Genomic DNA, 25,945 nt, shown 5'->3' with positions numbered 1-25,945 from the left:
GCGGTCTTGCCGGAGTGCGCGGCGAGGACCTTCGCGGCTTCCGTCCGGTAGCTGACGGAGTCGGCGGCGTGCGAGGCCGGAGCGGCGAAGGCGGTGAGGGCCAGGGCGCCGGAGACGGCGGCCACAGTGGCACGTATGCGCATTGCGTTCCCCAAGTGGGAGAAGTGATCTCGGAGTCTCTTGACTCGCATGATCAGATACGCGGCGCACGGGGCGGGTTGTAGCCCGCGCGCGGATTTGGGGTGGACATGACGAAGCCGTTGCCGGGCCCTTGCGCACCCCTTGCGAAGTGCACACCCCTTGCGACGCGCACACCCCTTGCTGCGACGTGCGCACCCCTTGCGACGTGCGAAAAGGCGGCCGCCCCCGGGGTCCCCTTCCGGGTGCGGCCGCCTCTCGGGTCGTGCCGGTGCTTACTGCACGTCGACGTAGTCACCCGTGGCGCTGACCGCCGGGGTGGTCGTGGTGCCCGCGAAGCTGTAGCGGTAGTAGCCGTCGGCCGTCGCGGTGGTCGTCGTCGTCAGGGTGCCCGTGGAGCTGGACTTGATGGTCTTCAGCGTGGTGTAGGTGCTGGAGGTCTTCTTGCGGTACTGCAGCTTCACCGACTGGTTGGCGTAGCCGTGGTACAGGCCGTCGTCCCAGCTCGCGCGGGACAGCTTGCCGGTGACGGTGATGGTCTTGCCCTTCTTCACCGGCTCCGGGGAGGCGTTGACCGTCAGCTTGGAGTAGCGCTGCAGCTTGAAGGCCCCGACCGGGTCGGTGACGGCGACGCCGACGTTGTCCAGGTTCGGGTTCTCCTGGTCCTCGCCGTTGAACGCGACCGCGAAGCCGGCCACCTTCCACGAGCCCGCGTCCTCGTTCAGCAGCTCCGCCGGGTCGATCTCGACGGTGGCGGTGCAGGAGGCGGTGGTGTCGGAGGTGTCCGTGCAGGCCGCGTTGTTGCTGTCGAAGTACCAGATCGAGTCCTGGAAGGACGGGCCCCGGTACAGGTCGATGGCGGAGACGAAGTCGTCGGCGTGGATGTTGACGTCCACGCCGTGGGTCAGGGTGAAGGACACCGGCACCTTGACGACGTTGGTGGTGCCGACGGCGATGTTCTTGCCCTTGTTGACCTTGACGTTCGAGAAGGAGGCGTCGAGGTCGTACGGGGTGCCGGTCGCGGCGGTGCTGAAGGCGCTCTTGCCGGAGGTGGAGTGGGCGGTCTTGGAGGCGGCGGCGACGCCCGCCGGCACCTTGGGGGCGTCGGCGGCCAGGGCGGCCGGCGCGGCGAGGGCGGACAAGGCCAGGGCGCCGGAGACGGCGGCCGTGGTGGCGCGAATACGCATATGTTTCCTCGGGTGGGAAAGTGGGATGCCAGGACCCGGTACGTGCGGGGTGCCCCCGGTACGTACCGGGTGCCCGGCGAAGGGAAGAGCGGGGTGACCGCCGCGGCTACCGCACGTCGGAGTGGCCGTCGCCGTCCACGACGGCCTCGATGGCCGTGGTGTCGCCGGACCCGCCGCCGGTGTGCGTAGCCGGTGCGGTGACGGCGGAGCGAGCAGTGGCGCCCAAGGCGCCGGCTCCGATGGCTTGTGTGCGCATGCGATCCCCGTTGGTGAAGAAGAGGGCCCCGACGGTGGTCGTCCCCCACGGCGCGTCGTCCCGCCGGGGCCCAAGCGATCGTCGAGCCTGCTGGCTCACACGATCAGACAGGGGATCGAAGGAAAAGGTTGTACGGCAAGAGGAGAAATTACTCAGAAAGTTTGGAGACGGCCACGGGGCGGCTCCCCGCGGTCAGTCGAACCACCGGTCCCGGGCCAGTTCCTGAGTGCGTGACGGGTCCTCCAGCAGGGCCGCGACCTCGAAGCGGCGCGGCCACTGTCCGGCGGCCCAGGCGAGGCCGGCGGCGACGCCCTCCAGCGTCGCGGCGTGCAGGACGCCGTCGTTCGTCAGCCGCCAGTCCAACTCGATCCCGTCGACGACGAGTTCGTCGTGCTCGACGTACGTCTCGGGGGTCCGCGCCCCGAGCAGCACCCGCACCGGCTCCGGTACGTCGTGCTCGGCGCCCTCGGAGTCGACCTCACCGGTGACCGACTCGCTCAGCCGCCGCACCTGGAACAGCTCGGCCAGTTCGGCCGCCCGCGCCGGCCGTACCGGCAGCAGCGGGACGCCCTGGGTGAAGGGCAGCAGGTCGGGCGAGTCGCAGACCACGGCGTCGGCGGCGTCCACCACCTCCACCCGCCCGTCGACGACGGCCCGCAACTCGTCCGGCAGCGTCACCTGTTCCGGATCGAGTTCGGCCAGCTCGCCGTAGAGCGCGTGCAGTTGGGCGCCGGTGACCTCGCGGTCGGGGTCGGCGAGCCGGTCGAGCAGTTCGGCGGCGCCGCCCGGCTCGGCCAGCAGCGCGGCCACCGACGTCCGTACGCCGAGCGCCCGCAGCACCTGTTCGTCGTCAAAGCCGGTCGCGTCGGCCTCGTCGTACAGCCCGCGCAGCAGCGGGTCGCCGCCGGCCGCGAGGAGGCCGGCGGGCCGCCGCCCGTCGATCACCGGGTGCCCGCGCAGCCACCAGGCCGTGTAAGGCCGTACGACCTCGTGCGTGCCGTCCGGCAGCAGGATGCGCACCGGCTGGACGATCGCGTCGCGCAGCGGCGGCCGGGACAGCAGGGCGAGCGCCTGCGGCCACCGGTCGTCGTCCACCAGGTCCAGGTCGCGCACGGCGACCAGTTCCGTGGCGACCGGGGGCACGGGCGAGTCGGGGAAGCGGTCGAGGACGTCCTCGCACCACACGTCGACGGCGTCCAGCAGCCCGGCGTCGTCGGGCTCGGCGAAGTCCCCTTCGCGGGGCTCCAGTTCGTCCGGATCGAGGACCACGTCCGTGGCGCGGACCAGCGCGAAGTCGGCGAGCACCCCGCAGGCGGCGAGCGGCTGTCCGCCCCACTTCTCGGCCAGTTCGGCGTCCACGGCGGCGAGTTCGCCCTCGCGGACGACCTGGGCGAAGGGGCTGCCGGGGAGGACGAGCTCGCCGGCGGGGGCGAGTTCGCCGTCCTCGTCGGGCAGCGCGAGGGCGCCGAGCCAGGGCTCGTCGCCGGGGAGCAGGCCCGCGTCCCGCACCAGCGCCAGGACGAGGTCGGCCAGTTCCTCCGCGTCGGGCGCGTCCCGCTCCCAGTCCAGCGCGCCCTCGTCGTCGAGGGAGGCGGCGACGGCGGCCCGCACCTGCGGGGTGGTGAGGACCGCGCGCGGCGTCGCGGGCAGCGCGCCGAGCTTCTCCAGCAGGGGGTGCGCGGCGTCCGGGTGGGCGACCTTCAGGCCGAGCCGGGCGAGCACCTCGGGGTCGATGCCGGCGACGTCCGGGACGGGCAGCAGGACCTGCCGGGGCCCGATGGTGGTCCGCCCGTCGGCGAGCGGCACGGGCAGGCCGGAGAGCCGGTCCGGGTCGACGCCGGCCAGGCTGTCGTACAGCCGCCACCACCAGCCGGGCTCCTTCTCCAGTCCCGCCAGCCGGTCGACGGCGTCGGTCAGGGGCACCCTCGCCACGCCCAGCGTGCGCAGTTCCACGCGCCGCTCGAGCCCGGCGGGCAGCAGCGTCGGCAGCACCTCGGCGAGCACCCGCACGGTGTCGCCGCCGGCACCCTCCACGACCTCGGCGTCCCGGGGGCGCAGGGCCTCGGGGAGCTCGGGTTCGTGGTCCTCGGCCGGTGGCGCGGCGGGCGGCAGGAAGGCGGTGCGCGGGAGCCGTTCGAGGATCGCCGCGCGCAGCGCCCCGTCCAGCTCCCCCTTGCCCAGCGGGCCGGGCACCAGCCCGATGACGCCCTCGCCCACCGGACGCCACTCGGCGAGGAGCCCGGCGTAGGCGTCCGCCGCGCGCTGCACCAGGAAGTCGGTCAGCGGGCCGGGGGCCGCGTGCCGGCGGGTGCTGTCCAGCGGGAAGGAGGCGATGAGCAGGGCGGGGACGCCGAGCGGCTCGTCGCTGGGGGTGGGCGCGTGCACCACGGGCGCGGTGCGCGGGCGGGCCGGGCCGCCGTCGGACTCCGCCGGGACGGCCCAGGTGACCGACCAGTGCGGGCGCAGGCGCTCCTCCACGGGGCGGTCGGCGAGCAGGTCGGGGGTGAGCGGGCCGTGCGCCACGGCGGTGCGCCAGCGGGTCGTGCCGTGCACGGAGTCCTCGACGACGGTGAAGGGGCCGTCGTCGGTCCGGCTCAGGGTGCGCACGGTGTCGTCCGTCTCGACGACGACCTCCGCCAGGCCGGGCAGGGCGAGCAGGAGGGCGTCGTCCACGGCCTCCAGCAGGCGCTCGGCGAGGGCGGCGGCGGCCGCGTCGCGCAGCGGCAGGACGACGACGGTGTCGTACGGGCCGGGTGCGCTGCCCTCGGCGGCGAACGGCAGCCGCAGCAGCGGCACGTGGCCGTCCCGGCGCCGGATCTCGTCCCCGAGCCCGGGGCTGTGGCGCGCGACGTCCTGGGCCAGGTCGCGGGCCTCGGCGAGGGACCAGCGCACCCCGCCGTGGCGGCCGAGGACCGCGGGTTCGTCGGTGACGGCGAGGACGGCCGCGAAGCCGACGCCGAACCGGCCGATCGACGGGGTGTCCCGCTTGGCGGAGGCGCGCAGCGTGGCCAGCGACTCGACGCCGGCCGCGTCGAGGGGGGCGCCGGTGTTGGCGGCGGCGAGGACGCCGTCGCGGAGGGTGAGGCGCAGCCGGCCGGGCACGCCGGCCCGGGCGGCGGCGTCGGCGGCGTTCTGGGCGAGCTCGACCACGAGCCGGTCCCGGTAGCCGCCGAGGACCAGCTCCTCCTCGGCGTTGGCGTCCTCGCGGAACCGGGCGGGGCTGGTGGCCCAGGCGTCGAGTACACCGCGGCGCAGACGGGCCGTACCGAACGGATCGGCCCCCTCGGCCGCCGGCCGCACGAACTTGCTCACGTTCACTCTCCATCGTCGGCGTGACCCCGAAGGTACCGCCCACGGAGCACGAACGCGCCGCCCGCCCGAAGCACGGGCAACCGGGGCCGGATCAGCCCCTGGACTCACCGGAACCGGCAGTCGCCGCCCGGGGCTCGCTCCCTGCCGGAGGCACTGGCCAGGGGTACCGAGCAACCGGGACGCCGTCACTGGCTGCAAAGAGCCCTTGCCTGTCCGTAACCAGAGCACCGAAGATGTAGGGCGACTGTGCACTCGCCTGGGGGATGAAGCGCATGACAACCACCACACAGCCACGCCGGGACCTCAGTGCGCGTGTGGCGGAGGCATTGTCGTCCCAGGTGCTGAACGCACTGGTGGGCCTCGCCGGTATCGCCATTCCCGTCGCGGCCTGGGTCGCCGAGAAGAGCATGCTCAAGGACCTTCTGCTGGCGGCGGAGACCGTACTGCTGCTGCTCATGGTCGCCAACCACATGTGGTTGCGCCGCATCTACATCCAGCTCCGCCGGGCCAACGACCGGCACATGGCGGACGCCCGGTACTTCGCGCTGGTCCGTGAACAGCTGGAACGGGAACTCATCGCCGGGTTCGGTGAGATCGCCGACGGACATCTCCAGGTGTACGCGTCCGAGGTGCCCCGGTTGTCCGTACTGCTCTTCCAGGCCCTCATCGACTCCCGGACCGAACCCAAGCGGGTCCTGGCGGCCGACCTCACCACCAGCCCCGATCTGCTGACGCAGCGGCGGGAGTATCTGACCGTCAACCGGCGACTGATCGAGGCGGGAGGGACCGTCCAACGCCTGTTCATCTGCTGGCAGGACGACCTCACCAGGGAGGACTTCGCCCGCTCCTTCCTCCAGCTCGTCGATCACCACCGCTCATTGGGCGTGCAGTGTGCGCTTGCCGTGCGGGACCGGTTGCGGGCCGACCAGGCCGTGGACTTCGTCGTGGTGTCGAAGGCGGCGGTCCTCCTGGAGGAGGAGCAGGGAGACGCCGACTACCGGCGGGGCCGCAGCTCCGTGTACTTCAAGCACGTCGAGCGCTGGGCGGGCCGTTTCGAGTCCGTCTGGGGGCATGGACCGGACTCGGCACCGTTCGCCCTCCAGTCCTACGAGTCGACCGTCCGACCCATGCTGGACGCCGGGACGTGGGACGCCGCTGCCGTCCGTGAGACGGCGGCCCGTCTCTGAGATCCGGTCGGCTCGCCGCACACCTCCCCCGTCCGTCACATTCCGTGACATCGAACGGCCTTCGCTAGCATGGAACCACGGCCGGTCCGGACCTCGCGGGACGGCGCGAAGTCACAGCGCGACGGAAAGTACGTGATGTCCACTCTCTCGCTCACCAAGGCCCACGGTTCCCGGAACGACATCTTCGTGGTGGACGGTGCCCCGCTCGACCACTTCTCGGCGGACGAGCTGACCCGCGCCGTAGGGCTGCTGTGCGACCGCAAGCGAGGGCTGGGCGGTGACGGCGTGTACTTCGTCGCAGATCACGGCGACGGTACGGCGAGGGCCTGGTTCTACAACCCGGACGGGTCCGAGGCGTTGCTGTGCGGCAACGGGATGCGGTGCGCGGGCCGGATACTGCTGGACCGGCACCAGGCGGATTCCGTCGTCGTGGAGCAGGGGCCGTACTCCTTCACCGTGCGTGACCGGGGCCGTACGTCCCACGGCGTGCGGCAGGTGTCGGTGGAGCTGCCCGCCGTCGATTTCGCTCCGGGCGAGCCGATCGTGGCGGAGGCGGGACCGCACGGCGAGTACGTGGACCGGCTGCTTCCGGCCTTCCACCCGTCGCGCCACGTGACGGCGGTCGCGGTGCCGAACTCGCACCTGATCACGGTGATCGACGTGTACGACGAGGCCGAGCTGATCGAGACCGGGCGGCGCGTCGCCGGTTCACCGGAGGTGTTCCCGATCGGTGCCAATCTCTCCTTCGTGCTGCCGCTGTCGGACGACGAGGTGTTCATCCACACCTACGAGCGGGGGGCCGGGCTGACCCCGTCGTGCGGCTCGGGCATCGCGGCCTCCCGTGCCACCCTGTCCCGGCTCGGGCTGGTCGATCCCGAGCGGCCGGTGACCGTGCGCAACCCGGGAGGTGTCGCCCGGAGCTTCCTCCAGACGACCGGGGGCGTGTGGCAGCCGGTGCTGGAGGGCAACGCCACCGTCGTGTACGAGGCGGAACTCGACCCCGCGGTGCTGCTGGGTGAAGGCCCGGTGGAGTACGCGGGTGCCGCACACATGGCGGAAATCAGCGCGTTCGCGGAGCTGAGCCGGGAAAACCTGAAGGTGCTGCACGAGGCGGGCATCCACCCGACCGAGGTCTGACCGCCGGCCGGGCACTGTCCCGACGGCCGTCCCCGCCCCGTGCCGCTCCCGGTGGGGGACGAGGGGAAGGGGACGACGTTGGGGGCACTGTCGGCCGCTCTGATGGCTGTCACGGTGGGGATCGCGCTGCGGCAGGCGGACCGGTGGTGGTCCAGCCCGGCGCGGGGACGGCACACACCGGACTCGCTCCGTTCGGTGATGCGGCTCCAGCGTGAGCGGCTGAACGACGTCACGCCCGTACTTCTGCTGCTCGGGCACTGGCTGGAGCTCGCCGGATGGTGCGGGGTGGCCGCGCGCGGTGGCCCCTGGGGCTGCGCGGCCGCCGCGCTCGCGGGTGCGGTGAAATTCCGTCACCTGCAAGAAGTCAGCCACTTCGCGGTGCACGGCGTACTGGTACGGAGCGGCCGGCTGAACATGCTGCTCGCCGAGACGGCCGTCCACATCCCTCTGGGCTTCGTCCCCGTGTCCGTACGGCGGCGCCGGCACGTACGCGAGCACCATCCGAACGCGACGGTCGCCGGAGCCGATCCCAACCTGGCCGAACTCCACGCGGCCGGCCTGCGGCCCGGGGCCACGACGGCGCGGTGCCTGCTCGGCATGGTCCACCCGCTCACCCCGTCCGGCGCCTACGGCACCCTGCGCGGCCTGGCCGCCCTCCGGCGGGAGCCCGGCGCCGGACGTCTGCGGACGGCCGGGCCGGTGGCGGTGACGGCGGCCGCGGTCCTCGCCTTCGGCTGGGAGGCGGCCGTGTTCGCCCTTGTGCTGCCCCGGCTGCTGCTGTACCCGCAGCTCGCGTGGATGTCCCTGCTCGTCGAGCACCGCTGGTTCGACCCGGAGCCGGTGACCGGACCCCCCGTCGCCGTGGAGGCGGGCCGCTGCCTGCGGCTGTACCCGCGCAACGCGCTCCTCGCCCTGCTCGCCCGCGGCACCTGGCTGCCGTACGGCGACCTGTACCACTTCGCGCACTCCGCGCACCCGGCGGTGCGCTGGAACTACCTCCCCGCGCTGGAGCGCTCCCTGCACGGCCCCGCCTACCGGCCGCGCTCCCTGCTGCTGGGCGAGTCCGCGGTGCTCCGCCGCCACCGCCGGGCGCTGGCATCGGCCGCCGGCGCCACCGCCGTCCCGACGGCCCTCGTACCGCTCGACAGCGCCCCCGGACACAGGTGAGGCGGGCTCCCCGCTCCCCCGCCCCCGTCCTCCAGCGGCCTCCCGGGAACGCCCGGCACACCGGCGTTGTCAGAGCGCTGCGGCACAATGGCCGGAGTTTCTCGTCTTCACCGCGCGTCGCCCTCCGGCGTTGCGGTCTCGTCAAGGGGGAGTGGATGACCACAGCGCCGCAGACCAGCCTGGAGAAGGTGCTGGCACGGCTCGTCGACCGCAAGCCCATGCGCTCGGAGGCGACCCTCCAGGCGGATGTCCGGCAGTTGCTGCTGGAAGGCGGCCTCAACCTGGACGAGAACAACCTGAGCGTGGACCTGGAGACCCAGGTCGGCGACGGTCGGCGCATCGACGTCGAGATCGGCTTCACCGCCATAGAGTGCAAGCGGGACCTGCGCAGCGCGAAGATCCTCAAGGACGCCGAGAAGCAGCTCGAAGGGTACGTACGCGCCCGCGCCGAGCAGGTCGGCGAGCGTTACGTCGGCATCCTCACCGACGGCGCCGACTGGCGGGCGTACGCCCTCTCCGGCTCGGCGTTCGTCCAGGCGGGCCGCTTCGAGGTCAAACCTCGCCGGACCACGCCACTGGAACTGCTGGTCTGGCTCGAAGGCGTCCTCGCCACCGCCGAGGGCATCAAGCCGACGCCCGACGTGATCAAGGGCCGGCTGGGCGCGGGCAGCATCTCCCACGACATCGACTACACCACGCTGTCCGCGCTCTACAAGGAGAACAAGGACCTGCCCACGGTCCAGCTCAAGCGGGAGCTGTGGGCGCGGCTGCTGCGCAGCGCGCTGGGCGCCCAGTTCGAGGACAGCGACGAGTTGTTCATCGAGCACACCCTCCTGGTCAACACCGCGGGGATCATCGCGCACTCGGTCCTCGGCTACGACGTCCGGCAGATCCCCCCGGCCACGCTCGTCCTGGGCCAGCTCTTCGAGCAGGCCGGGATCCACGGCGTCGTCGAGTCCGACTTCTTCGGCTGGGTGATCGAGGTCGAGGGCGGCGTGGAGTTCGTCCGCACCACCGCCCGCCGCCTGTCCCGCTACGACTGGGCGAGCGTCGAGCACGACGTGCTCAAGGTGCTCTACGAGTCGGTGATCGCCCCCGAGACGCGCAAGAAGCAGGGCGAGTACTACACGCCGGACTGGCTGGCCGAGAAGATGGTCTCCGACGTCCTGACCGACCCGCTGAACCAGCGCGCCCTCGACCCGTCCTGCGGCTCCGGCACGTTCCTGTTCCACGCGGTACGCCGTTATCTGACGGCCGCCGCGACCGACGGCCGCCCCCTGGCGGACGCTCTCGACGCGGTGAGCGACCACGTCGCCGGGATCGACCTGCACCCGGTCGCCGTCGCGCTGGCCCGCGTGACCTACCTGCTGGCCATCGGCCGCGACCGTCTCACCTCCGACGAGCGCGGGGAGATAAGGGTCCCGGTCTACCTCGGTGACAGTGTCCAGTGGCAGCAGCGGACCGACCTCATCGACCACGGCTACCTGGTGATCCGCACGGAGACCGGGGGCCTGCTCGACTACCAGAACGAGCTGCGGTTCTCCGAGCACCTTCTCCAGGACGCCAGGGGTTTCGACCGGCTCGTCAACGAACTCGCCGACCGCGCCGCCAATCCCAGCCGCAAGAAGGGCACCAGGCCGCCGCTGACGAGTCTTTTCAACGTCCTCGCCATCCACGATCCGGACGACCGGGACGAGATCACCGCGGCGTTCCGGATCCTGTGCGAGCTGGTCGACGAGGACCGCAACCACATCTGGTCGTACTACGTCCGCAACCTCGCCCGGCCCATGTGGCTCTCCATGGCGGACAACCGCGTGGACGTGCTGATCGGCAACCCGCCGTGGCTGTCCTACCGGCACATGCCGAAGGACATGCAGAAGCGGTTCAAGGAGATGTGCCAGTCCCGCGAACTGTGGCGGGGCGACGAGGTGGCGACCCACCAGGACCTCTCCGGCCTGTTCATCGCCAGGGCGGTGCAGCAGTACCTCGCGGAGGACGGCCAGTTCGCCTTCGTGGTGCCCAACCCCGTCCTGGACCGGCCGTACTGGTCCGGCTTCCGCGCCGGCGACTACCCGGACCCCAACGAGCCCGTACGCGTCGAGTTCACCGGCTCCTGGGACCTGCGGCGCCTGCGCCCGCACTTCTTCCCGCGCGGCAGCGCGGTGATCTTCGGTCGGAGGAAGGCGGCGGGAGTGGGCGCGGCGGCACTGGGCAACGACGCGGTCCCGCTGTCCAAGGACACGGAGCGGTGGACCGGGAAGATCCCGGCCACGGCTCATGACTGGGCACACGTTCAGGGGTGGGTCACGCGGGAGGCGGCGGAGCTGAAGTACGTGGGCGAGGATCTGATCTCGTCGCCCTATCGCTCGCGGTTCTGGCAGGGGGCCACGATCGTGCCGCGTGTCCTGTTCTTCGTGCAGGAGCAGGACGCCGGTCCACTGGGGCTGGGAAGCGGGCGGGTCCGCGTGCGGTCGGCCCGTAGCAGCACGGAGAAGAAGCCGTGGAAGGACCTGCCCGACCAGGAGGGCGTGGTCGAGAAGCAGTTCGTCCGCCCGGTCCTGCTGGGGGAGAGCGTGCTGCCGTACCGGCTTCTCGCGCCGCGCAAGGCGGTGCTTCCCATCGAGGGCAGCAACACGCTGCTGCACGGCGGCCACGACCACATCGACCGGTATCCGGACTTGGCGAAGTGGTGGGGCAACGCGGAGGAGTTGTGGCTGGAGAACCGGAGCAGCGAGCGTTTGACGCTGCTTGAACGGCTTGAGTTCCACCGCGGCATGTCCACCCAGCTTCCCGGGACGCCGTTGCGGGTGGTGTACGGCAAGGCAGGCATGCATGTGTCAGCCGCTTTGGTGGAGGACTCAAAAGTAGCTATCGACCACAAGTTGTACTGGGGCACGGTGGCGACCCGAGAGGAGGGCATGTACCTCTGCGCCATTCTCAATGCGCCCGCGCTGACCGAAATCGTCCGGCCCCTCATGTCGTACGGCAAGGACGAGCGGGACATCGACAAGGCTGTATGGCAGCTCCCCATCCCGGAGTTCGACCCCGCAATTCCAGGTCACCAACGGCTCGCCGACCTCGGGGCAGCCGAAGCGGCTCGTATCGCGGCGCTCGGCCTCGATGAATCCAAGAACTTCGTCAAGCTGCGTCAGGTGATCCGTTCCGTCATCGCGAACTCCCCTGACGCCGAGGAACTCGACCAATTGGTTCGCCTGCTGGTGGAGTAGCAGGCGAACCGAGCGGTGCGGTCAGGCTCCGGACGCGTACGGGACGAATTTCTCCCACGCGTCCGGCGCGAAGGCGAGTCGGGGGCCGGCGACGTTCTTGGAGTCGCGGACGTGGATGGTGCTGGGGGTGAGGGCGAGTTCGACACACGACTCACCGTTGTTGCCGCTGCTGTAGCTGCTCTTGAACCACGCCAGCTCGGAGGCGTCCCCGGCAGTGGTCTTGCGGATCATGTTTCTCCCAGCAGTTGCTCGATGAAGGCCAGCGACTCCCGTGGCGAGAGCGCCTGAGCTCGGATCGTCCCATACTGCAGTTCAAGGATGCGCAGCTGTTTGGGGTCCGAGGTCGGCCGCCCGTTGAACTCGCCATCGGCCCGACCAACCGCCGTCCCGTCCGCAAACTTCAGCAGCTCGATGGTGCCGTCCGTCCCGGAGTGAGTCTCACAATTCATCGGCATCACCTGAAGCACGACGTTGTGCAACCTCCCCACCTCCAATAGGCGTTCGAGCTGCTGATGCCACACCATTGTGCCCCCGATCGGCCGACGCATAACCCCCTCTTCCAGGACGAAGCTGAGTGCCGGGGCGGGGTCACGCTCGAAGACCGATCGCCGGGCGATGCGTGCAGCCACCATGCGCTCCACGTCGTCCGGGGAGTACGGCGGCTGTGCCGCCCCGATCACAGCTCGCGCGTGCTCCGGCGTCTGCAACAAGCCGTTGATGCTGTTGGACTGGTACACAGCGATCTCAACCGCCTGCGCTTCCAACTTGCCCAGCGCCCGCACCTTCTTCGGGTACCGGACCTTCTTCACGTCCTCCCACGTCGCCGCGATCAGCCCGCCCGCCTCCAGCACCTCGTCCGCCTTGTCCAGGAACTCCTGGCGGGGGATCCGCTTGCCGCCCTCGATCTTGTAGACCATGTCCTCGCCGTAGCCGACCGCCCTCCCGAATTCGGCGGCCCTCATTCCCACCGCCTCGCGCCGCAGCTTCACCTGCCGCCCCACCGTGGTGATGACCGCGACGCCCCACTCGTCGTCCGGGTCGACCTCCCAGCCCGGCTCGTCCGCCTCGTCCTTGAGCCGCCCCGCCTCCGCCTCGACTGCCGTCATGCCGCACCTCTCCCTCGGAACCGTCCGTGACGCGCACCCGGCGCCCTACCCGTACCAACCGTCGGCACAGCCCCGACAGCACCGGACAAGCTCCGGACAGTGACCGTACGCACTCATTGAGTCACTATCCACGATAAGCAGACACCGCCACGCTGAGTGACGTGAATCAGCAAACCGCCGAACCCGCCACCCCCGTGCGCCACTTCCACGTGCGGCTCTCCCCGACGCCCCGCGGCGCCCGCCTCGCCCGGCTGCTCGGAGTGGAACAACTCCGTTCCTGGGGCCTGCCGCTGGACCCCGCCCGCCAGATCATCGCGGAGCTGGCCGTCAACGCGGCGACCCACGGCCGCGTACCGGGACGGGACTTCCGGCTCACGCTCCACGTCGTGGCCGGCACCCTCCGCATCGAGGTGACCGACACCCGGGGCGACGAACCGCCCCGGCGCCGACCCGCCTCCGCCGACCCCGGATCCGAATCCGGCCGGGGCCTGGTGCTCGTCGAGGCGCTCGCCGACCGCTGGGGCGTGTCCGACGGGCGCTTCCCGCGCAAGACCGTCTGGGCCGAGGTACGCCTCTCGGCGCCGGAACCCACCTTCTGAATCTGAGGAGACCCCATGGCCGGTTCGTCCCACGAGGCGATGCACCGCATCTTCCAGGACCACCCGCGGCTGTTCTCCCGGGTGTCCGACGTGCTGGGCATCGACTTCACCCCGCCCACATCGGTCACCATCCTGCCCACCGACGTCACCGAGGCGGCCCACCCGTTGGAACGCCGGGCCGACATTCTGCTCAGGCTGGAGACGGAGCACGACGAGCCGCTGCTCCTGGCGGTCGAGGCCCAGGGCTCGAAGGACCCGGACAAGCCTGCGAGCTGGGCGCACTACGCGTCCTACCTGCTCATGGAGTACCGGTTGCAGCCGATGCTGCTGGTCCTCTGCCAGGATCCCGCCATCGTGGCATGGGCGGCGCGCCCGGTGGTCTTCGGGCATCCCCAGTCGCCCCTGCTCACCCTGCATCCGCTGGTCACGGGACCGCGCAGCATGCCGGTGCTCACCGACCCGGCCGAGGTCCGCGAGGACCTCGCACTCGCCGCGCTGTCCGCCATCACCCACGCCGCGAATCCGGCCATCGAGACCATGCTCAAAGCGATGACCGCGGCTCTGCGGGACGAGCCTGCGGCGCTCGCCAACCCGATCGTCGGACTCGTTGCACAAGGGCTTGGCAAAAACCCCGCCGCAGATATCTGGAGGCAGCTGGTGGCCGTGGACCTCTCCTTCTGCAAATTGCCCCTATCCCGAGAAATCCGGGAGGAAGGCCGCGTCGAGGGACAGGCTCAGCGGGCCGCCTGGGACGTCCTGGAGGTGCTGGAGATGCGGGGCATCCATGTCCCCGGAGCCGTTCGTGAGCGGGGCATCGGGTGTGACGACCTCGAGACCCTGAGCCGCTGGCACCGGCGTGCCGTGACCGCCCCCACCGCCGAGGAGATCTTCACGGAGCGGTGAGCCGCGCCCGTGCCCGGGTGGGCGCGGGCCGGCCGGTCGGCGCGGCGGCGGGCCGCCGGGGCCTACGAGTGGCCCAGTTCCGCCGCGGCCTCGTCCGTGACTGCCGGGACCGAGCCGGAGTCCGGGGCCGGGCGGAGGGGGAAGACGTCGACCTTGGTCTCGTCGATCACCGGCGGGGCCGGCTGCGGGGTCTTCGGCATGATCGCCGCCTCGGAGTGGCCGCCGCAGCCGTAGGCCAGGGAGACCACGCGGCCGTCGGCCGGGGAGAACTCGTTGGCGCAGACGCCGAAGGCCTGCCCCAGGGAGCCGCCGATGCGGACGAGGAAGCCGCAGCTGACGCAGGACGCCGGTGCCGCCTGGGCCATCGGGGTCTTGGAGCCGTACGCGTCCTCCCAGCGGTCCGCGGCGGTGTGCAGCCCGTACCGGGACAGGACGCGGGCGCGGCGCATGCCCAGTTCCTCGGCGACGGCCGCGATGGAGCCGCGGGACGGGACGACGGGGAGGGTGGCCGGGGTGCCCGCCGTGACCTCCGCGTCCTCCGCCTCGGCCAGCTCGGCCATGTCCGCGGAGACGGCCGCGTTCGGCGCCGGTTCGTCCTCGCCGGTGAAGCCGGGCTCCAGGCGCAGGTCCTCGGCGTCGGTCGGCAGCAGGTCGCCGGGCCCCATGTCGCCGGGGCGCAGCCGCTCGCTCCACGGCACCCACTCCGGCGCGAGCACGGCGTCCGGGCCGGGCAGCAGCACCACCTCGTCGACGGTGACGACCTTGGCGCGGGAGGCACGGGCCACGGTCACCGCCCAGCGCCAGCCGCGGTAGCCGAGTTCCTTGCAGGCGAAGAAGTGCGTCACGACGCGGTCGCCCTCGGACACGAGCCCCTCGTGTTCGCCGACGATCCCCGGCGCGGCGGCCTCCTCGGCTGTGGCGCGGGCGAGGTCGACGGCCTCGGCGCACAGGCGGTCGGGGGTGCGGCTTCGCGTGGTCGCTGCGCTCACAGGTATCGCTTCTCTCCTACGCCGTCTCACAGGTGCGGCTGCCTGGCGGCGGCGGGGCAGACGGAGCGGACCCGGGGACCGCGTCGACGTCCGCGCCCGATCGCGCTCGGGCGCACCTCTGCCATCCATTCTGCGGGATGGCTGAGATAGGCACGCTACCTTCTCGCGTGCGCGCGGCCTACACCGACGGGTCGGAAAAGGTCCCTCTCCACGAGACCGGTCGGCTCCATACGCGCGGTAACCGCACTACGCACACCGTTATCGGGGCACTATTGCGTCGTGGCAGCCGCAAGGACGCCCCAGGGAACCGCCGGTGTGGGTGGGGTCAGGGGGAAGGGCCGGAGTGGCGGTTCGGGCCGGTTCGGCGGGTCCGTCCGCGCGGTCGGCCGTGCCCTGCACTTCCCGTTCACCGGGCCCGCGCGCGGGATCAGGAAGGCCACCCACGCGCACGGCGCGGGCGAGTCCGGCCTGGGCAAGCTGATCGAACTGCACGGCGTGAACGGCGCCGGCGACGTGATGATCACGATCGCCCTCGCCTCCACCGTCTTCTTCTCCGTGCCGACCGACGAGGCGCGCGGACGGGTCGCGCTCTACCTCGCGATCACCATGGCGCCCTTCACCGTCCTCGCGCCGGTGATCGGGCCGCTGCTCGACCGGCTGCCGCACGGCCGCCGCGCCGCGATGGCGGGTGCGATGCTGGCCCGGGCGCTGCTCGCGCTGATCATCGCCGGTGCCGTCTCCACCGGCAGCATCCAGCTGTATCCGGCGGCGCTGGGCGTGCTGGTCGCCTCGAAGGCGTACGGCGTGGTCAGGAGCGCCGTCGTGCCGCGTCTGCTGCCGCCGAAGTTCTCCCTGGTGAAGGCGAACTCGCGGGTCACCCTCGGCGGGCTGCTGGCCACCGGGGTGGCCGCCCCCATCGGCGCCGGGCTGCACGCGATCGGTCCGCGCTGGCCGCTCTACGGCGCCTTCGTGATCTTCGTCGTGGGCACCTTCCTGTCCTTCTCGCTGCCGCCGAAGGTCGACTCCGCCAAGGGCGAGGACGTGGCGCTGCTCGCCGCGGACGAGGCGCACCTGCACGGGCCGCACCTCAAGCCGGTCAAGCGCCCGGGCCTCAGGACGGTCGGTCTCGCGGTCACCCACGCGCTCGGCGCGAACGCCGCCCTGCGCTGGCTGTCGGGCTTCCTGACGTTCTTCCTCGCCTTCCTGCTGCGCGAGCACCCGCTGACCGGCTCCAGCGCGGCCGTGTCGCTGGGCATGGTGGCCGTCGCGGCGGGCGCGGGCAACGCGCTCGGCACGGCGGTCGGGGCGTGGCTGCGCGCCCGGGCGCCGGAGATCATCATCGTGACGGTGCTGGCGTTCGTGCTGGGCGCGGCGATCACGGCGGCGGTGTTCTTCGGCGCGTTCCTGGTGGCGTGCCTGACCGCGGTGGCCGGGTTCTCGCAGGCGCTGGCGAAGCTGTCGCTGGACGCGCTGATCCAGCGGGACGTGCCCGAGCTGGTGCGCACCTCGGCGTTCGCCCGCTCGGAGACGCTGATGCAGGTGTCGTGGGTGCTGGGCGGCGCGATAGGCATCGTGATGCCGCTGAACGGCACGGCGGGCCTGTGCGTGGCCGCCGCGGTCCTCGCCCTGGGGTGGCTCAGCACCTTCCGCGGGCTGATCGGGGCGGCCCGGCGCGGGGGCTCCGCACGGCCCCGCGTGGCGTAACGCACGGGCACGTCGTACCCCGCCTGGTCGCGGCGCCGGGGCCGCCCGATAGCCTTCGGCCATGACCTCGATGCAATCCGCTGTGCGACGCCGCCGCGCCGTCGCCGCCGCCGGCGCCGTTTGTGCCGGACTGCTCGTCCTGTCGGCCTGTGAGAAGCCGACGCCGCTGTCGACGATCACGGTCGGCTCCTCCTCGGTCAGCGAGGAGGCCACCTGCGGTGGCGAGGGCAAGGGCCTGAGCGTCGCGGACCTGACGAAGTGCCTGAAGGACAAGGACATCAAGTCCATCAAGGTCGACCCCGACGAGACCGTCCGCTTCGGCGTCGACCCCGACATCGCCGACAAGCGGTGGACGATCCTGATGAACGGCCAGCCGCTCACCGAGGACAGCACCAAGACCTACCGCACCATCCCGGGCAGCGTCTTCTTCAACGCCCAGTACGGCGCCCAGGGGAACTCGACCCTGGTCTCCATCAAGGCGGGCAACGGCAAGAAGGGCAGCAACACGGTCACCGGGCTGTGGTCGTTCAAGCTGAAGAAGGACGCCTGATCGCTGCCGCTGCCGTCGGGCTCCGCGTGCTGGTGGCCACCGCCGTCCCCGTCGAGCGGGACGCGGTGGCACAGGCGTTCGCGGGGTCCTTCCGCGAGCTGCGGCTCCCGGGCGCGGTCCTGCACCGGCTGTCTCCGGCGGCCGGTGAGCCGACGGCCGGTGAGCCGACGCCCGGCCAGTCGGCGGCCGGCCAGTCGGCGGCCGACGTGACGGCGGCCGGTGAGTCGTCGGCCGGTCCGACGGCGGTCGATCTGACGGCGGTCGGCGTGGGGCCGGCCCTCGCGGGGGCCCGTACCGCCGCCGCCCTGACCGCCGCGGCCCTCGACGGCGCCCCGTACACCCTGGTCGTCTCCGCCGGGATCGCCGGGGGCTTCCAGCCCGCCGCGCCCGTCGGCTCGCTCGTCGTCGCCGACCGGATCACCGCGGCCGACCTGGGCGCCGAGACCGCGCAGGGGTTCGTGCCGGTCACCGAGCTGGGCTTCGGGACCGTCACCCACAGTCCACCCGATTCACTCGTACGAGACCTCGCGCGCGTGACCGGGGCCCGCACCGGAGAGGTACTCACCGTCTCCACGGTGACCGGCACCGCCGAGCGCGCCGAGCGGCTGCGCGCCCGCCATCCGCGCGCCCTCGCCGAGGCGATGGAGGGCTTCGGGGTCGCCGAGGCGGCCGCGGCGCACGGTGTGCCCGTCGTGGAGATCCGCGCGGTGTCCAACCCGGTGGGCCCCCGCGACCGCGCCGCCTGGCGCATCGCCGACGCCCTCGCCGCCCTGACCGACGGCTTCGGGAAGCTCCTGCCCGTACTGGAGAGTTGGAACAAGCATGACCAGTGAGCAGCCCCTGCGGATCGCGTACTCGCCCTGCCCCAACGACACCTTCGTCTTCGACGCCCTGGCCCACGGCCGGGTCCCGGGCGCGCCCGGGCTGGACGTGACGTTCGCGGACATCGACATCACCAACGGCATGGCCGAGCGTGGCGAGTTCGACGTGCTGAAGGTGTCGTACGCCGTCCTGCCGTACGTCCTCGACGAGTACGCGCTGCTGCCGTGCGGGGGCGCGCTGGGCCGGGGCTGCGGGCCGCTGGTGCTCACGCGGGACCACGGCGTCGACCTGACGGGCCGTACGATCGCCGTCCCCAGCGAGAAGTCGACGGCGTACCTGCTGTTCCGGCTGTGGGCCGCGGACACCGTCCCGGGGAAGGTCGGTGAGATCGTGGTGATGCCGTTCCACGAGATCATGCCGGCCGTGCGGGACGGGAAGGTCGACGCCGGGCTCGTGATCCACGAGGCGCGCTTCACGTACCACCAGTACGGCCTGCACAAGCTCGCGGACATGGGCGAGCACTGGGAGCTGACCACCGGCCTGCCCATCCCGCTGGGCGCGATCGTCGCCAAGCGGTCCCTGGGCGCCGGGGCGCTGACGCTGCTCGCCGACTCCGTCCGCGCGTCCGTCCGCGCGGCCTGGGCCGACCCGGCGGTCTCCCGCCCGTACGTCATGGAACACGCCCAGGAGATGGACCCGGCCGTCGCCGACCAGCACATCGGCCTGTACGTCAACGACTTCACGGCCGACCTGGGCGACGACGGCTACGCGGCCGTCCGCGGGCTGCTCACCCGCGCGGCGGCCGAGGGGCTGGTGCCGCCCCTCGGCGCGGACGCGCTGGCGTTCCCGTAGCGGGCGGGTCAGACGTCGAGCTGGTCGGCGACCGCGCGGAGCAGGCCGGCGATCTTCTTCCCGGACGCCTTGTCGGGGTAGCGGCCCTTCTCGAGCATCGGGGTGATGTTCTCGAGGAGGGTCGTCAGGTCCTGGACGATGGAGGCCAGTTCGTCCGGCTTCTTGCGCGTGGCGGCCGCGACCGAGGGGGTCGGGTCGAGGACGGTCACCGAAAGGGCCTGGTCGCCGCGCTGCCCGGCGACGACGCCGAACTCCACACGCTGGCCCGGCTTGAGCGTCTCGACTCCGGCGGGGAGGACCGAGGAATGCACGAAGACGTCACCGCCGTCGTCGCGGGAGAGAAAGCCGAAGCCCTTCTCACTATTGAACCACTTGACTTTGCCGGTGGGCACGTCTCGTCCTCGTCCTCGTACTCGTCGGGAAAACTGCTTCTGGAAACGGCTCTTGACAGCACTGAGCGGGTCGTCCGTGACCCGCCGCTACCAAGGCTAATGGTCTTGAGGCGGGTGACAAGACGTCTCCCGGTTGTTCCTTCGCGCTGGGAACTACCCTGGTGGGGTGCGTGACAAAACCCAAACGAATTCCGCCGCGCCCGGTGACCGACTGATCCGTGCCGGTGCCATCGTGTTCTTCGTCGGTGCGGTGGCCACACTCGTCACAGTTGCTCCGCTCTTCCTCCACGCGAAGCCTTTTCCGCCGTTCATGTTCGGCCTGAGCATGCTCATGGGCGTCGGCTTCCTCATCGCGGCCGGCGGCGTGCTCCGGTCGATCGCGGTGGCGCGCCGTCAGGCGCGGGCGGGACGGTAGCCCGCGAGCCACCCGGGGAACTCCGTGAGGTCCCCGAGCACGACGTCCGCGCCGGCCGTCGTCAGCTCCTCGGGGCTGCACGGCCCGGTCGCCACGGCGACGGACACGGCGGCGGCCGTGCGCGCGCCCCGCACGTCGCCCGTGTGGTCGCCGACGTAGACGGCGGCGCCGTGCTCGCGCAGCGCCGGCGCCTTCTGCTCGGCCCACAGGTCGCCGATCACCGCGTCGGGCTCCATGCCGAGGTGCTCCAGGTGCAGCTTGGCGTTCGGCTCGTACTTGGCGGTGACGACGATCGCCCGCCCGCCGGCGGCCCGCACCGCGTCGATCGCCGCCCGCGCGCCGGGCAGCGCGGGCGTGGCGGCCACCGCGATCGTCGGGTACATCGACCGGTACAGCTCGCCCATGGCCGCTATCTCGTCCTCGGGGAACCAGTGGACGAGTTCGTCGGCGAGCGGCGGCCCGAGCCGCGTGACCGCGAGATCGGCGTCGATGTACACGCCCGTCCGCTCCGACAGCGCCTGGTAGCAGGCGCGGATGCCGGGGCGCGAGTCGATCAGGGTCATGTCCAGGTCGAAGCCGACAGTGAGCGCGGGAGAGGTCGCGAAGGCCATACCGCCCATTGTGCCCACCCGCCCCGCCGGGCAGACGGCCACCGGACGGCACCATACGGCCTACGACTCGCGGGCCCGCGCGGATCACCTCCTGCCCTGCGGGCACACCCTGCGCCACGAGCCGCACCCCGGCGCGGGTTCCGCTCTGAGCCGCGAGCCAACGGCCTCCCGCCGCGGGCCACGGCCTCCCGCCGCGGGCCACGGCCCACGCCCTGGGCCACGCAGGCCCCGTACGACGAGTCGCGGCCTGGCGCGGGACGCGCCTTTCGTGCGAGCCGCGGACTACGACTCGCGTTGTGAGCGCCAGGTCAGGTACAGGGCCGACAGGACCGCCGCGGCTCGTACCACCCATGGCCAGGTCTGGGCGATCGCGTCGTTGAGGTGGCCCTCGGCGATGGGGTCGCCCCAGCGGCCGTTCGCCCGGCCCCACAGCCACCCGGCGCCGGCCGCCAGCGCCAGTCCAGGCATGCCCATGACGGCCATCTTGGACTCGTTCTGCGTCAGGCGGCGGGAGGCGTAGGCGATGGCCCAGCCGAGCAGCAGGGCGACCCAGTTGCCGAGGACCGCGCCGACGACGAGCAGCCCGGCGGCGATCAGCAGCAGCGGGTTGCGCCGGCCGGAGAGCGGCAGGGCGAGGCGGCGGCGGGCGGCGGGAGCGTCCGTGGCCTCGGTGGCATCAGCGGCGGCCTCTCCGGCGGGACCGGCCTTCGTGGGGTCGGCCTTCGCGGACCCGGTCCTGTCCGCGGCCGGGTCCGCCTCGCCCTGCGGCTCCCTCGGGCGTGGGGGCCGCAGCAGCTCCGGGATCTCGATGCCTCCCGTGAAGCCTGGCACCTCGCTCTCCACGAACGGCCTGCCCTCCACCCGCCACCAGTCGGCGGGCGCCGCGCCGGCGCCGGGCTCCCGCGCGCCCGCCGGGGGCGCCGCGTCGGGAGCGGCGGGCGGCTCGGGCCGCGGGCGCGGCACGACGCGGCGCAGCCCCTTGCGCCGGCCGCCGTCCCCCGCGTCGTCGGCGGTCCCGCCGTCCCGCTGCACGGGCACGTGCGTCGGCGTCGGGGCCGGCTCCGGCCCGGTGCCGACCCCGCCCGCGGCGGCGACGACCTCGTCGGGGCTGCCGATCCGGTCGATGATGCGGCGGACGGCGGCCGGGGAGTCGGCGGTGGCCTTGGCCCGGCGCCGGTCGATCTCGTTGCGCAGTTCGGACACCAGCCGCATGCGGGTGGCGGACGGCAACTGCTGCTGATGAGCCACGTCGCCGACGCGGCTCAGATACTCGTAGACGACCTGGTCGCTCTCGATCCCCAACGAAGTCCCCTCCGGGGCGGGCGTGTTGGATACCACGTGGGCACGAAGGTAGCGCAGATCGGCACAGACCGGCCCGGTGACGGGCGCCGCGCGGGGCCGTGCCGCGGCCGGGGCGAGGACGTCCGGGCCGGTCGGCGCGGGCCCGGGGCCCGGGTCAGCGGGCCGGGCACCCGCTACCGTGGGTCGGATGAGCACCCCGGCCGCCCCGCGTTCACTCGCAGAGGCCCTCCGTGTCAGGGACGACGCCTCCCTGGCCGCGCTCCTGCGCGCCCGCCCCGACCTCGTCACCCCCGTCCCCACCGACCTCACCCAGCTCGCCACCCGGGCCGGCACCCGGGCCTCCGTGGTCCGGGCCCTGGAGCGGCTGGACCGCTTCGCCCAGCAGACGGCCCAGGCCCTGGCGGTGGCCTCGGACCCGGCGGCGTACGAGGAGCTGCTCGGGCTGATGACCGGCGACGCGGGCGACCCGGCGGTCACCGCCGCGCTGCCCCGCGCCCTCGGCACACTGCGCGAGCAGGCGCTGGTGTGGGGCGGCGACGACCGGCTCCGACTGGTGCGCACGGCCCGCGAGTTGCTCTCGCCGTCGCCGCAGCACCCGTCCCCGACGGGGCTCGGCCCCACCGTGCGGGAGGCGACGTCGGGCATGTCGCCGGGGCGCATCCAGGAGATCGTGACGGCGGCCGGGCTGGCCTCGACGCACGACTCCGTCTCCGCCGTGACCGCGCTGACCGGACTGTTCACCGACCGCACCCGGATGGCGGCGCTGCTCGACGCGGCCCCGCCCCCGGCGCGTGAGGTGCTGGACCGCCTGGTCTGGGGGCCGCCGTACGGCCAGGTCACCGCGGATCCGGCGGCCCACCTGCGCTGGCTGCTCGACCGGGGCCTGCTGCTGCCGACGGCGCCCGGCACGGTCGTACTGCCCCGCGAGGTGGCCCTGCACCTGCGCGGCGGCCGGGCGCACCGCGCCGTCGAGCCGCTGCCGCCCGCGCTGGAGCCCACCGCCGCGCACCGCCCGCAGGTGGTGGACGCGACGGCGGCCGGGCAGGCGTACACGGCGCTGGCGACGGTGGAGGAGCTGCTGAAGGACTGGGACGAGGGCGGGCCCGCGGTGCTGCGGGCGGGCGGGCTGAGCGTGCGCGACCTCAAGCGCACCGCGGTCGCCCTGGACGTGCCCGAGCCCGTCGCCGCCTTCTGGGTCGAACTCGCCTACGCGGCGGGCCTGCTCGCCTCCGACGGGGAGGCCGACGAGCGGTACGCGGCGACCCCGGCCTACGACGAGTGGCTGCAACGCCCGCCCGCCGAGCGCTGGGCGCAGCTCGCCCGGGCGTGGCTGACGGCGACCCGGACGCCGGGGCTGGTCGGCGGGCGGGACGCGAAGGACCGCACACTGTCGGCGCTCGGTCCGGGGCTCGACCGGTCCGCGGCGCCCGAGGTACGGCACCGGGTGCTGGCCCTGCTGGCCGGGCTGCCGGAGGGCACCTCGCCGTCCGCCGATTCGGTGCTCGCCCGCCTGGACTGGGAGCGCCCGCAGCGCCGGGACGACGACCTGCGCGCCCGGCTGGCCCGCTGGGCGCTGTCGGAGGCGGAGACGCTGGGCGTCACCGGCCGGGGCGCCCTGTCCGCGCACGGGCGGGCGCTGCTGGGCGCGCCCGCGCCGAGGAAACCCGGGCCGGGACCGGAGCCGGAGCCGGCCGGCCCCGGCGACAAGCTGCCCGTGCACCACGTCCCCCACCCGCCGGCCCCTGTCGACGCCCTCTCCCCCGCCGAGCAGGCCACCGCCTCGGCGGCCGCCGCCCGGCTGCTCGCCCCACTGCTGCCGGAGCCGCTGGACCACGTCCTGCTGCAGGCCGACCTGACGGCGGTGGCGCCCGGCCCGCTCCAGCGGCCGCTGGCCGACCTGCTCGGCGTGCTCGCCGACATCGAGTCCAAGGGCGGGGCGACGGTCTACCGCTTCACGCCGGCCTCGGTACGGCGTGCCCTGGACGCCGGCCAGACCGCCTCCGACCTGCACGCCTTCCTCGCCGCGCACTCCCGCACGCCGGTGCCGCAGCCGCTGGCGTACCTGATCGACGACGTGGCCCGCAGGCACGGCCATCTGCGGGTCGGCGCGGCCTCGGCGTACGTGCGCTGTGACGACGACGCGCTGCTGAACGAGATCCTCGCCGACCGGCGCGCCGCCGCCCTGCGCCTGCGCCGTCTCGCGCCGACCGTGCTGGCCGCCCAGGCCGACCCGGCGGCCCTGCTGGAGGGGCTGCGGGCGATGGGCTTCGCGCCGGCCGCCGAGTCGGCCGAGGGCGACGTGGTGATCACCCGCGCCGACGCCTACCGCACCCCGCCGCGCACCGCGCCGGAGCCGGTCCCGGAGGGCCCGCCGACGCCGGACGCCACCCTCCTCGCGGCCGCGGTCCGCGCCGTCAGGGCCGGCGACCTGGCGTCCACGGCGCCGCGCAAGCAGGCCCCCGCGGCGAACGGCGAGCTGCCCCGCACCAGTTCGGCCGAGACCCTGGCCACCGTGCAGGCGGCCGTCCTGACCGGCGAGGCGCTGTGGATCGGGTACGTCAACGCCGAGGGCACCGCGAGTCAGCGCGTCATCGCCCCGATCCGCGTCGAGGGCGGCTTCGTGACGGCGTACGACCACACGGCGGACGAGGTCCGCACCTACCCGCTGCACCGCATCACGGGGGTCGCCGAACTCGCGGACGACTGACGCGGATCGACGACGGTGATCGACGACCCGCGGTCACCGGACGCCCACGGCGACCGGACGACCAGCGGTGATCACCGGCCGATAGGGCACACTGGACAGATCTGTTCATCACCGTGCCGACTACTGCGATCCCGGGACAGCCGGGCGCTCCGCTCCCCGGGCAGCGCGAGGCCGATCAGGATGGCAGTTTTCCGCCTGTCTCCTCAAGCGAGTGCTGAGGGCGCGATCAGCCGAGATAGGGCCGGTCACGGTGTTCCAGGAAGTGACGGATCCGGAGCCGCTGCGTGTGGTGCATCGGCAGCTGATCGATCTCCTCCGGCTGGACGAACCGCAGCTCCGTTGACTCGTCCGAGATCGCGAGCCGGCCCCCGACCACGCGGGCGGTGAAGCAGACGTTGAACTGCCTACGCACCTCACCGTCCGAGTAGGCGATGACGTGGCGAGGGTCGGTGTACGTGCCCACGAGCCCGGTGATCTCTACGTCCAGTCCGGTTTCTTCCTTCACCTCGCGGACGGCCGTTCCTGGGAGTGAGTCAGTCATTTCCATGCCGCCACCTGGCAGCGCCCACAGATCGTTATCCCTGCGGCGTTGAAGGAGTACGCGCCCTTCGTCGTCGGTGACCACGGCGGACGCGGCGACCACCAGGCTGTTCGGTTCCGGTGCCGCTGGGTCGTCGTAGTACTCGGTCCGTGCCATGGTCACCCTTCTCGTACCGGCGTCGCGGTTTCCCGCACCGCGTCGAAGCTGCTGGCGTAGGTGTCGAACATGCCGCCCTTCCCGCTGCGTCGGAGATGCCACACGGGAGCACCGTAGGCGTTCACGCCCCAGACATGAGCATTGACCAGTGCTTGGTCATCCGCACGATAGATCGAGTTGTAGAGCGTGGTGGCATGGGTGCGCACCTCGATGCCAGGTACCCCGGCAAGCGGGCGGTAGTGCATGAGGGCGAGTCGGCAACGGGACTCGATCCCGTGGCCGAACCTCTCCTCCGCGCCGCGCTGTTGGACATTCGTACTGTCCGGGTCGCCGATCGCGATACGGACCGCGCACCCGTCCTCCGCTCGCTCTCGCAACAAGTCGTTGAGCCGCGGGTACGCCTCGTGCAGGAAGACGGCGGCGTACACCAGCACGTCGATGTGCTCGCGCGCCTGGGTCAGCATGTCCACGAAGGTGGACACGGGGATGTCCGCCCGCTGGTCGTAGAGAGCCACAAGTTCCGGACTGACAGCGCGGGCAGGGCGTGCCTGCCGGAGCGCGGGCCATAGAGCGTGCACGTCTTCTCCTAGCCTCCCCGTTTCGGTTGGGGTGGCTGAGCTGGGCTGATCTCGGGGGCCCGCGATTTTGGCTGCTGGTCGAGGAGTGGGCATGGCTGGGGCCCGAC

Annotated in this window: 21 protein-coding genes and 1 pseudogene; 12 read left to right on the top strand and 10 right to left on the bottom strand. The window is 72.5% G+C overall.

Annotated elements, in window-relative coordinates; all coding sequences use genetic code 11:
- Window positions 1–413 precede the first annotated feature (413 nt).
- Both ACH4ZX_RS38620 and ACH4ZX_RS38615 read right to left on the bottom strand, forming a co-directional pair.
- Window positions 414–1,325: a DUF5707 domain-containing protein gene (locus ACH4ZX_RS38620; RefSeq protein WP_398283322.1), complete on the bottom strand. Its 912-nt coding sequence runs from the start codon at window positions 1,323–1,325 to the stop codon at window positions 414–416.
- Between the two features lie 448 nt (window positions 1,326–1,773).
- Window positions 1,774–4,893, bottom strand: a complete 3,120-nt coding sequence (locus ACH4ZX_RS38615) for a sacsin N-terminal ATP-binding-like domain-containing protein (protein ID WP_398283320.1) — start codon at window positions 4,891–4,893, stop codon at window positions 1,774–1,776.
- Window positions 4,894–5,165: 272 nt separating this feature from the next.
- Between ACH4ZX_RS38615 and ACH4ZX_RS38610 the strand changes: the two genes are divergently transcribed.
- The 4 genes from ACH4ZX_RS38610 to ACH4ZX_RS38595 all read left to right on the top strand — a co-directional run bounded on the left by ACH4ZX_RS38610 (window position 5,166) and on the right by ACH4ZX_RS38595 (window position 11,611).
- On the top strand, window positions 5,166–6,080 hold the full coding sequence (locus ACH4ZX_RS38610; RefSeq protein ID WP_398283318.1) for a hypothetical protein: 915 nt from the start codon (window positions 5,166–5,168) through the stop codon (window positions 6,078–6,080).
- A gap of 135 nt (window positions 6,081–6,215) precedes the next feature.
- Complete coding sequence (dapF, locus tag ACH4ZX_RS38605; protein WP_398283316.1) at window positions 6,216–7,217, top strand: diaminopimelate epimerase; 1,002 nt, start codon at window positions 6,216–6,218, stop codon at window positions 7,215–7,217.
- 102 nt (window positions 7,218–7,319) lie between these two features.
- Entirely contained in the window at window positions 7,320–8,384 is a 1,065-nt protein-coding gene (locus ACH4ZX_RS38600) for a fatty acid desaturase (RefSeq protein WP_398283314.1), read from the top strand.
- A 155-nt stretch (window positions 8,385–8,539) separates the two neighbouring features.
- Complete coding sequence (locus tag ACH4ZX_RS38595; RefSeq protein WP_398283312.1) at window positions 8,540–11,611, top strand: N-6 DNA methylase; 3,072 nt, start codon at window positions 8,540–8,542, stop codon at window positions 11,609–11,611.
- A 21-nt stretch (window positions 11,612–11,632) separates the two neighbouring features.
- On the opposite strand, the gene ACH4ZX_RS38590 is transcribed toward ACH4ZX_RS38595, so the two are convergent.
- Together ACH4ZX_RS38590 and ACH4ZX_RS38585 are read right to left on the bottom strand one after the other, a co-directional pair.
- The gene (locus ACH4ZX_RS38590; protein WP_398283310.1) at window positions 11,633–11,842 is read right to left on the bottom strand and encodes a DUF397 domain-containing protein; all 210 of its coding nucleotides are present in this window, start codon (window positions 11,840–11,842) and stop codon (window positions 11,633–11,635) included.
- On the bottom strand, window positions 11,839–12,717 hold the full coding sequence (locus tag ACH4ZX_RS38585; protein ID WP_398283308.1) for a helix-turn-helix domain-containing protein: 879 nt from the start codon (window positions 12,715–12,717) through the stop codon (window positions 11,839–11,841). The genes ACH4ZX_RS38590 and ACH4ZX_RS38585 overlap by 4 nt, the downstream gene beginning before the upstream one ends.
- A 161-nt stretch (window positions 12,718–12,878) precedes the next feature.
- Here ACH4ZX_RS38585 and ACH4ZX_RS38580 point away from each other — a divergent pair, with 161 nt between their 5' ends.
- Both ACH4ZX_RS38580 and ACH4ZX_RS38575 read left to right on the top strand, forming a co-directional pair.
- Window positions 12,879–13,316 (top strand): ATP-binding protein, encoded by a 438-nt coding sequence (locus tag ACH4ZX_RS38580; protein ID WP_398283306.1) that lies wholly within the window; start codon window positions 12,879–12,881, stop codon window positions 13,314–13,316.
- Window positions 13,317–13,331: 15 nt separating this feature from the next.
- Window positions 13,332–14,219: a hypothetical protein gene (locus ACH4ZX_RS38575; RefSeq protein ID WP_398283304.1), complete on the top strand. Its 888-nt coding sequence runs from the start codon at window positions 13,332–13,334 to the stop codon at window positions 14,217–14,219.
- Window positions 14,220–14,281: 62 nt separating this feature from the next.
- Here ACH4ZX_RS38575 and ACH4ZX_RS38570 read toward each other — a convergent pair whose 3' ends face one another.
- Window positions 14,282–15,208, bottom strand: a complete 927-nt coding sequence (locus ACH4ZX_RS38570) for a DUF3027 domain-containing protein (protein ID WP_398283302.1) — start codon at window positions 15,206–15,208, stop codon at window positions 14,282–14,284.
- Between the two features lie 279 nt (window positions 15,209–15,487).
- Here ACH4ZX_RS38570 and ACH4ZX_RS38565 point away from each other — a divergent pair, with 279 nt between their 5' ends.
- From ACH4ZX_RS38565 to ACH4ZX_RS38550, 4 genes are all read left to right on the top strand, one after another.
- Window positions 15,488–16,912: an MFS transporter gene (locus ACH4ZX_RS38565; protein ID WP_398283300.1), complete on the top strand. Its 1,425-nt coding sequence runs from the start codon at window positions 15,488–15,490 to the stop codon at window positions 16,910–16,912.
- 61 nt (window positions 16,913–16,973) lie between these two features.
- Window positions 16,974–17,462 carry a DUF2771 domain-containing protein gene (locus ACH4ZX_RS38560; RefSeq protein WP_398283298.1) on the top strand — a complete coding sequence of 163 codons (489 nt, stop codon included), beginning with the start codon at window positions 16,974–16,976 and terminating at the stop codon, window positions 17,460–17,462.
- Between the two features lie 32 nt (window positions 17,463–17,494).
- Entirely contained in the window at window positions 17,495–18,295 is an 801-nt protein-coding gene (locus tag ACH4ZX_RS38555; protein WP_398283324.1) for a futalosine hydrolase, read from the top strand.
- A complete protein-coding gene (locus ACH4ZX_RS38550) occupies window positions 18,285–19,136 on the top strand; it encodes a 1,4-dihydroxy-6-naphthoate synthase (protein WP_398283296.1) in 852 nt (283 codons plus the stop codon). The genes ACH4ZX_RS38555 and ACH4ZX_RS38550 overlap by 11 nt, the downstream gene beginning before the upstream one ends.
- 8 nt (window positions 19,137–19,144) lie before the next feature.
- Here ACH4ZX_RS38550 and ACH4ZX_RS38545 read toward each other — a convergent pair whose 3' ends face one another.
- On the bottom strand, window positions 19,145–19,528 hold the full coding sequence (locus ACH4ZX_RS38545) for a cold-shock protein (RefSeq protein WP_126393065.1): 384 nt from the start codon (window positions 19,526–19,528) through the stop codon (window positions 19,145–19,147).
- Between the two features lie 166 nt (window positions 19,529–19,694).
- Between ACH4ZX_RS38545 and ACH4ZX_RS38540 the strand changes: the two genes are divergently transcribed.
- Window positions 19,695–19,943, top strand: a complete 249-nt coding sequence (locus tag ACH4ZX_RS38540; RefSeq protein ID WP_398283294.1) for a hypothetical protein — start codon at window positions 19,695–19,697, stop codon at window positions 19,941–19,943.
- On the opposite strand, the gene ACH4ZX_RS38535 is transcribed toward ACH4ZX_RS38540, so the two are convergent.
- Together ACH4ZX_RS38535 and ACH4ZX_RS38530 are read right to left on the bottom strand one after the other, a co-directional pair.
- On the bottom strand, window positions 19,922–20,554 hold the full coding sequence (locus tag ACH4ZX_RS38535) for an HAD family hydrolase (protein WP_398283292.1): 633 nt from the start codon (window positions 20,552–20,554) through the stop codon (window positions 19,922–19,924). The two genes, ACH4ZX_RS38540 and ACH4ZX_RS38535, sit on opposite strands and share 22 nt — an antisense overlap.
- 282 nt (window positions 20,555–20,836) lie before the next feature.
- Window positions 20,837–21,856, bottom strand: a complete 1,020-nt coding sequence (locus ACH4ZX_RS38530; RefSeq protein WP_398283290.1) for a hypothetical protein — start codon at window positions 21,854–21,856, stop codon at window positions 20,837–20,839.
- A 187-nt stretch (window positions 21,857–22,043) separates the two neighbouring features.
- Between ACH4ZX_RS38530 and ACH4ZX_RS38525 the strand changes: the two genes are divergently transcribed.
- Window positions 22,044–24,563 (top strand): helicase-associated domain-containing protein, encoded by a 2,520-nt coding sequence (locus ACH4ZX_RS38525; protein ID WP_398283289.1) that lies wholly within the window; start codon window positions 22,044–22,046, stop codon window positions 24,561–24,563.
- A 226-nt stretch (window positions 24,564–24,789) separates the two neighbouring features.
- Here ACH4ZX_RS38525 and ACH4ZX_RS38520 read toward each other — a convergent pair whose 3' ends face one another.
- Both ACH4ZX_RS38520 and ACH4ZX_RS38515 read right to left on the bottom strand, forming a co-directional pair.
- Entirely contained in the window at window positions 24,790–25,260 is a 471-nt protein-coding gene (locus tag ACH4ZX_RS38520) for an NUDIX domain-containing protein (protein WP_398283287.1), read from the bottom strand.
- A gap of 2 nt (window positions 25,261–25,262) precedes the next feature.
- A pseudogene (locus tag ACH4ZX_RS38515) lies at window positions 25,263–25,850 on the bottom strand (XRE family transcriptional regulator); the annotation flags it as partial.
- Window positions 25,851–25,945 lie beyond the last annotated feature (95 nt).

Origin of the sequence: Streptomyces sp. NPDC020490 (assembly GCF_044335305.1) — a bacterium.
GTDB lineage: Bacteria > Actinomycetota > Actinomycetes > Streptomycetales > Streptomycetaceae > Streptomyces.
This window is presented reverse-complemented; position numbering and strand designations above follow the sequence as displayed.

Excerpts from the sequence above, each read along its gene's own strand:
- ACH4ZX_RS38585 (WP_398283308.1), bottom strand. The coding sequence starts at position 12,717 with ATGACGGCAGTCGAGGCGGAGGCGGGGCGGCTCAAGGACGAGGCGGAC.
- ACH4ZX_RS38560 (WP_398283298.1), top strand. The coding sequence starts at position 16,974 with ATGACCTCGATGCAATCCGCTGTGCGACGCCGCCGCGCCGTCGCCGCC.
- ACH4ZX_RS38575 (WP_398283304.1), top strand. The coding sequence starts at position 13,332 with ATGGCCGGTTCGTCCCACGAGGCGATGCACCGCATCTTCCAGGACCAC.
- ACH4ZX_RS38535 (WP_398283292.1), bottom strand. The coding sequence starts at position 20,554 with ATGGCCTTCGCGACCTCTCCCGCGCTCACTGTCGGCTTCGACCTGGAC.
- ACH4ZX_RS38525 (WP_398283289.1), top strand. The coding sequence starts at position 22,044 with ATGAGCACCCCGGCCGCCCCGCGTTCACTCGCAGAGGCCCTCCGTGTC.
- ACH4ZX_RS38610 (WP_398283318.1), top strand. The coding sequence starts at position 5,166 with ATGACAACCACCACACAGCCACGCCGGGACCTCAGTGCGCGTGTGGCG.
- ACH4ZX_RS38590 (WP_398283310.1), bottom strand. The coding sequence starts at position 11,842 with ATGATCCGCAAGACCACTGCCGGGGACGCCTCCGAGCTGGCGTGGTTC.
- dapF (WP_398283316.1), top strand. The coding sequence starts at position 6,216 with ATGTCCACTCTCTCGCTCACCAAGGCCCACGGTTCCCGGAACGACATC.
- ACH4ZX_RS38620 (WP_398283322.1), bottom strand. The coding sequence starts at position 1,325 with ATGCGTATTCGCGCCACCACGGCCGCCGTCTCCGGCGCCCTGGCCTTG.
- ACH4ZX_RS38520 (WP_398283287.1), bottom strand. The coding sequence starts at position 25,260 with ATGGCACGGACCGAGTACTACGACGACCCAGCGGCACCGGAACCGAAC.
- ACH4ZX_RS38550 (WP_398283296.1), top strand. The coding sequence starts at position 18,285 with ATGACCAGTGAGCAGCCCCTGCGGATCGCGTACTCGCCCTGCCCCAAC.
- ACH4ZX_RS38595 (WP_398283312.1), top strand. The coding sequence starts at position 8,540 with ATGACCACAGCGCCGCAGACCAGCCTGGAGAAGGTGCTGGCACGGCTC.
- ACH4ZX_RS38600 (WP_398283314.1), top strand. The coding sequence starts at position 7,320 with ATGGCTGTCACGGTGGGGATCGCGCTGCGGCAGGCGGACCGGTGGTGG.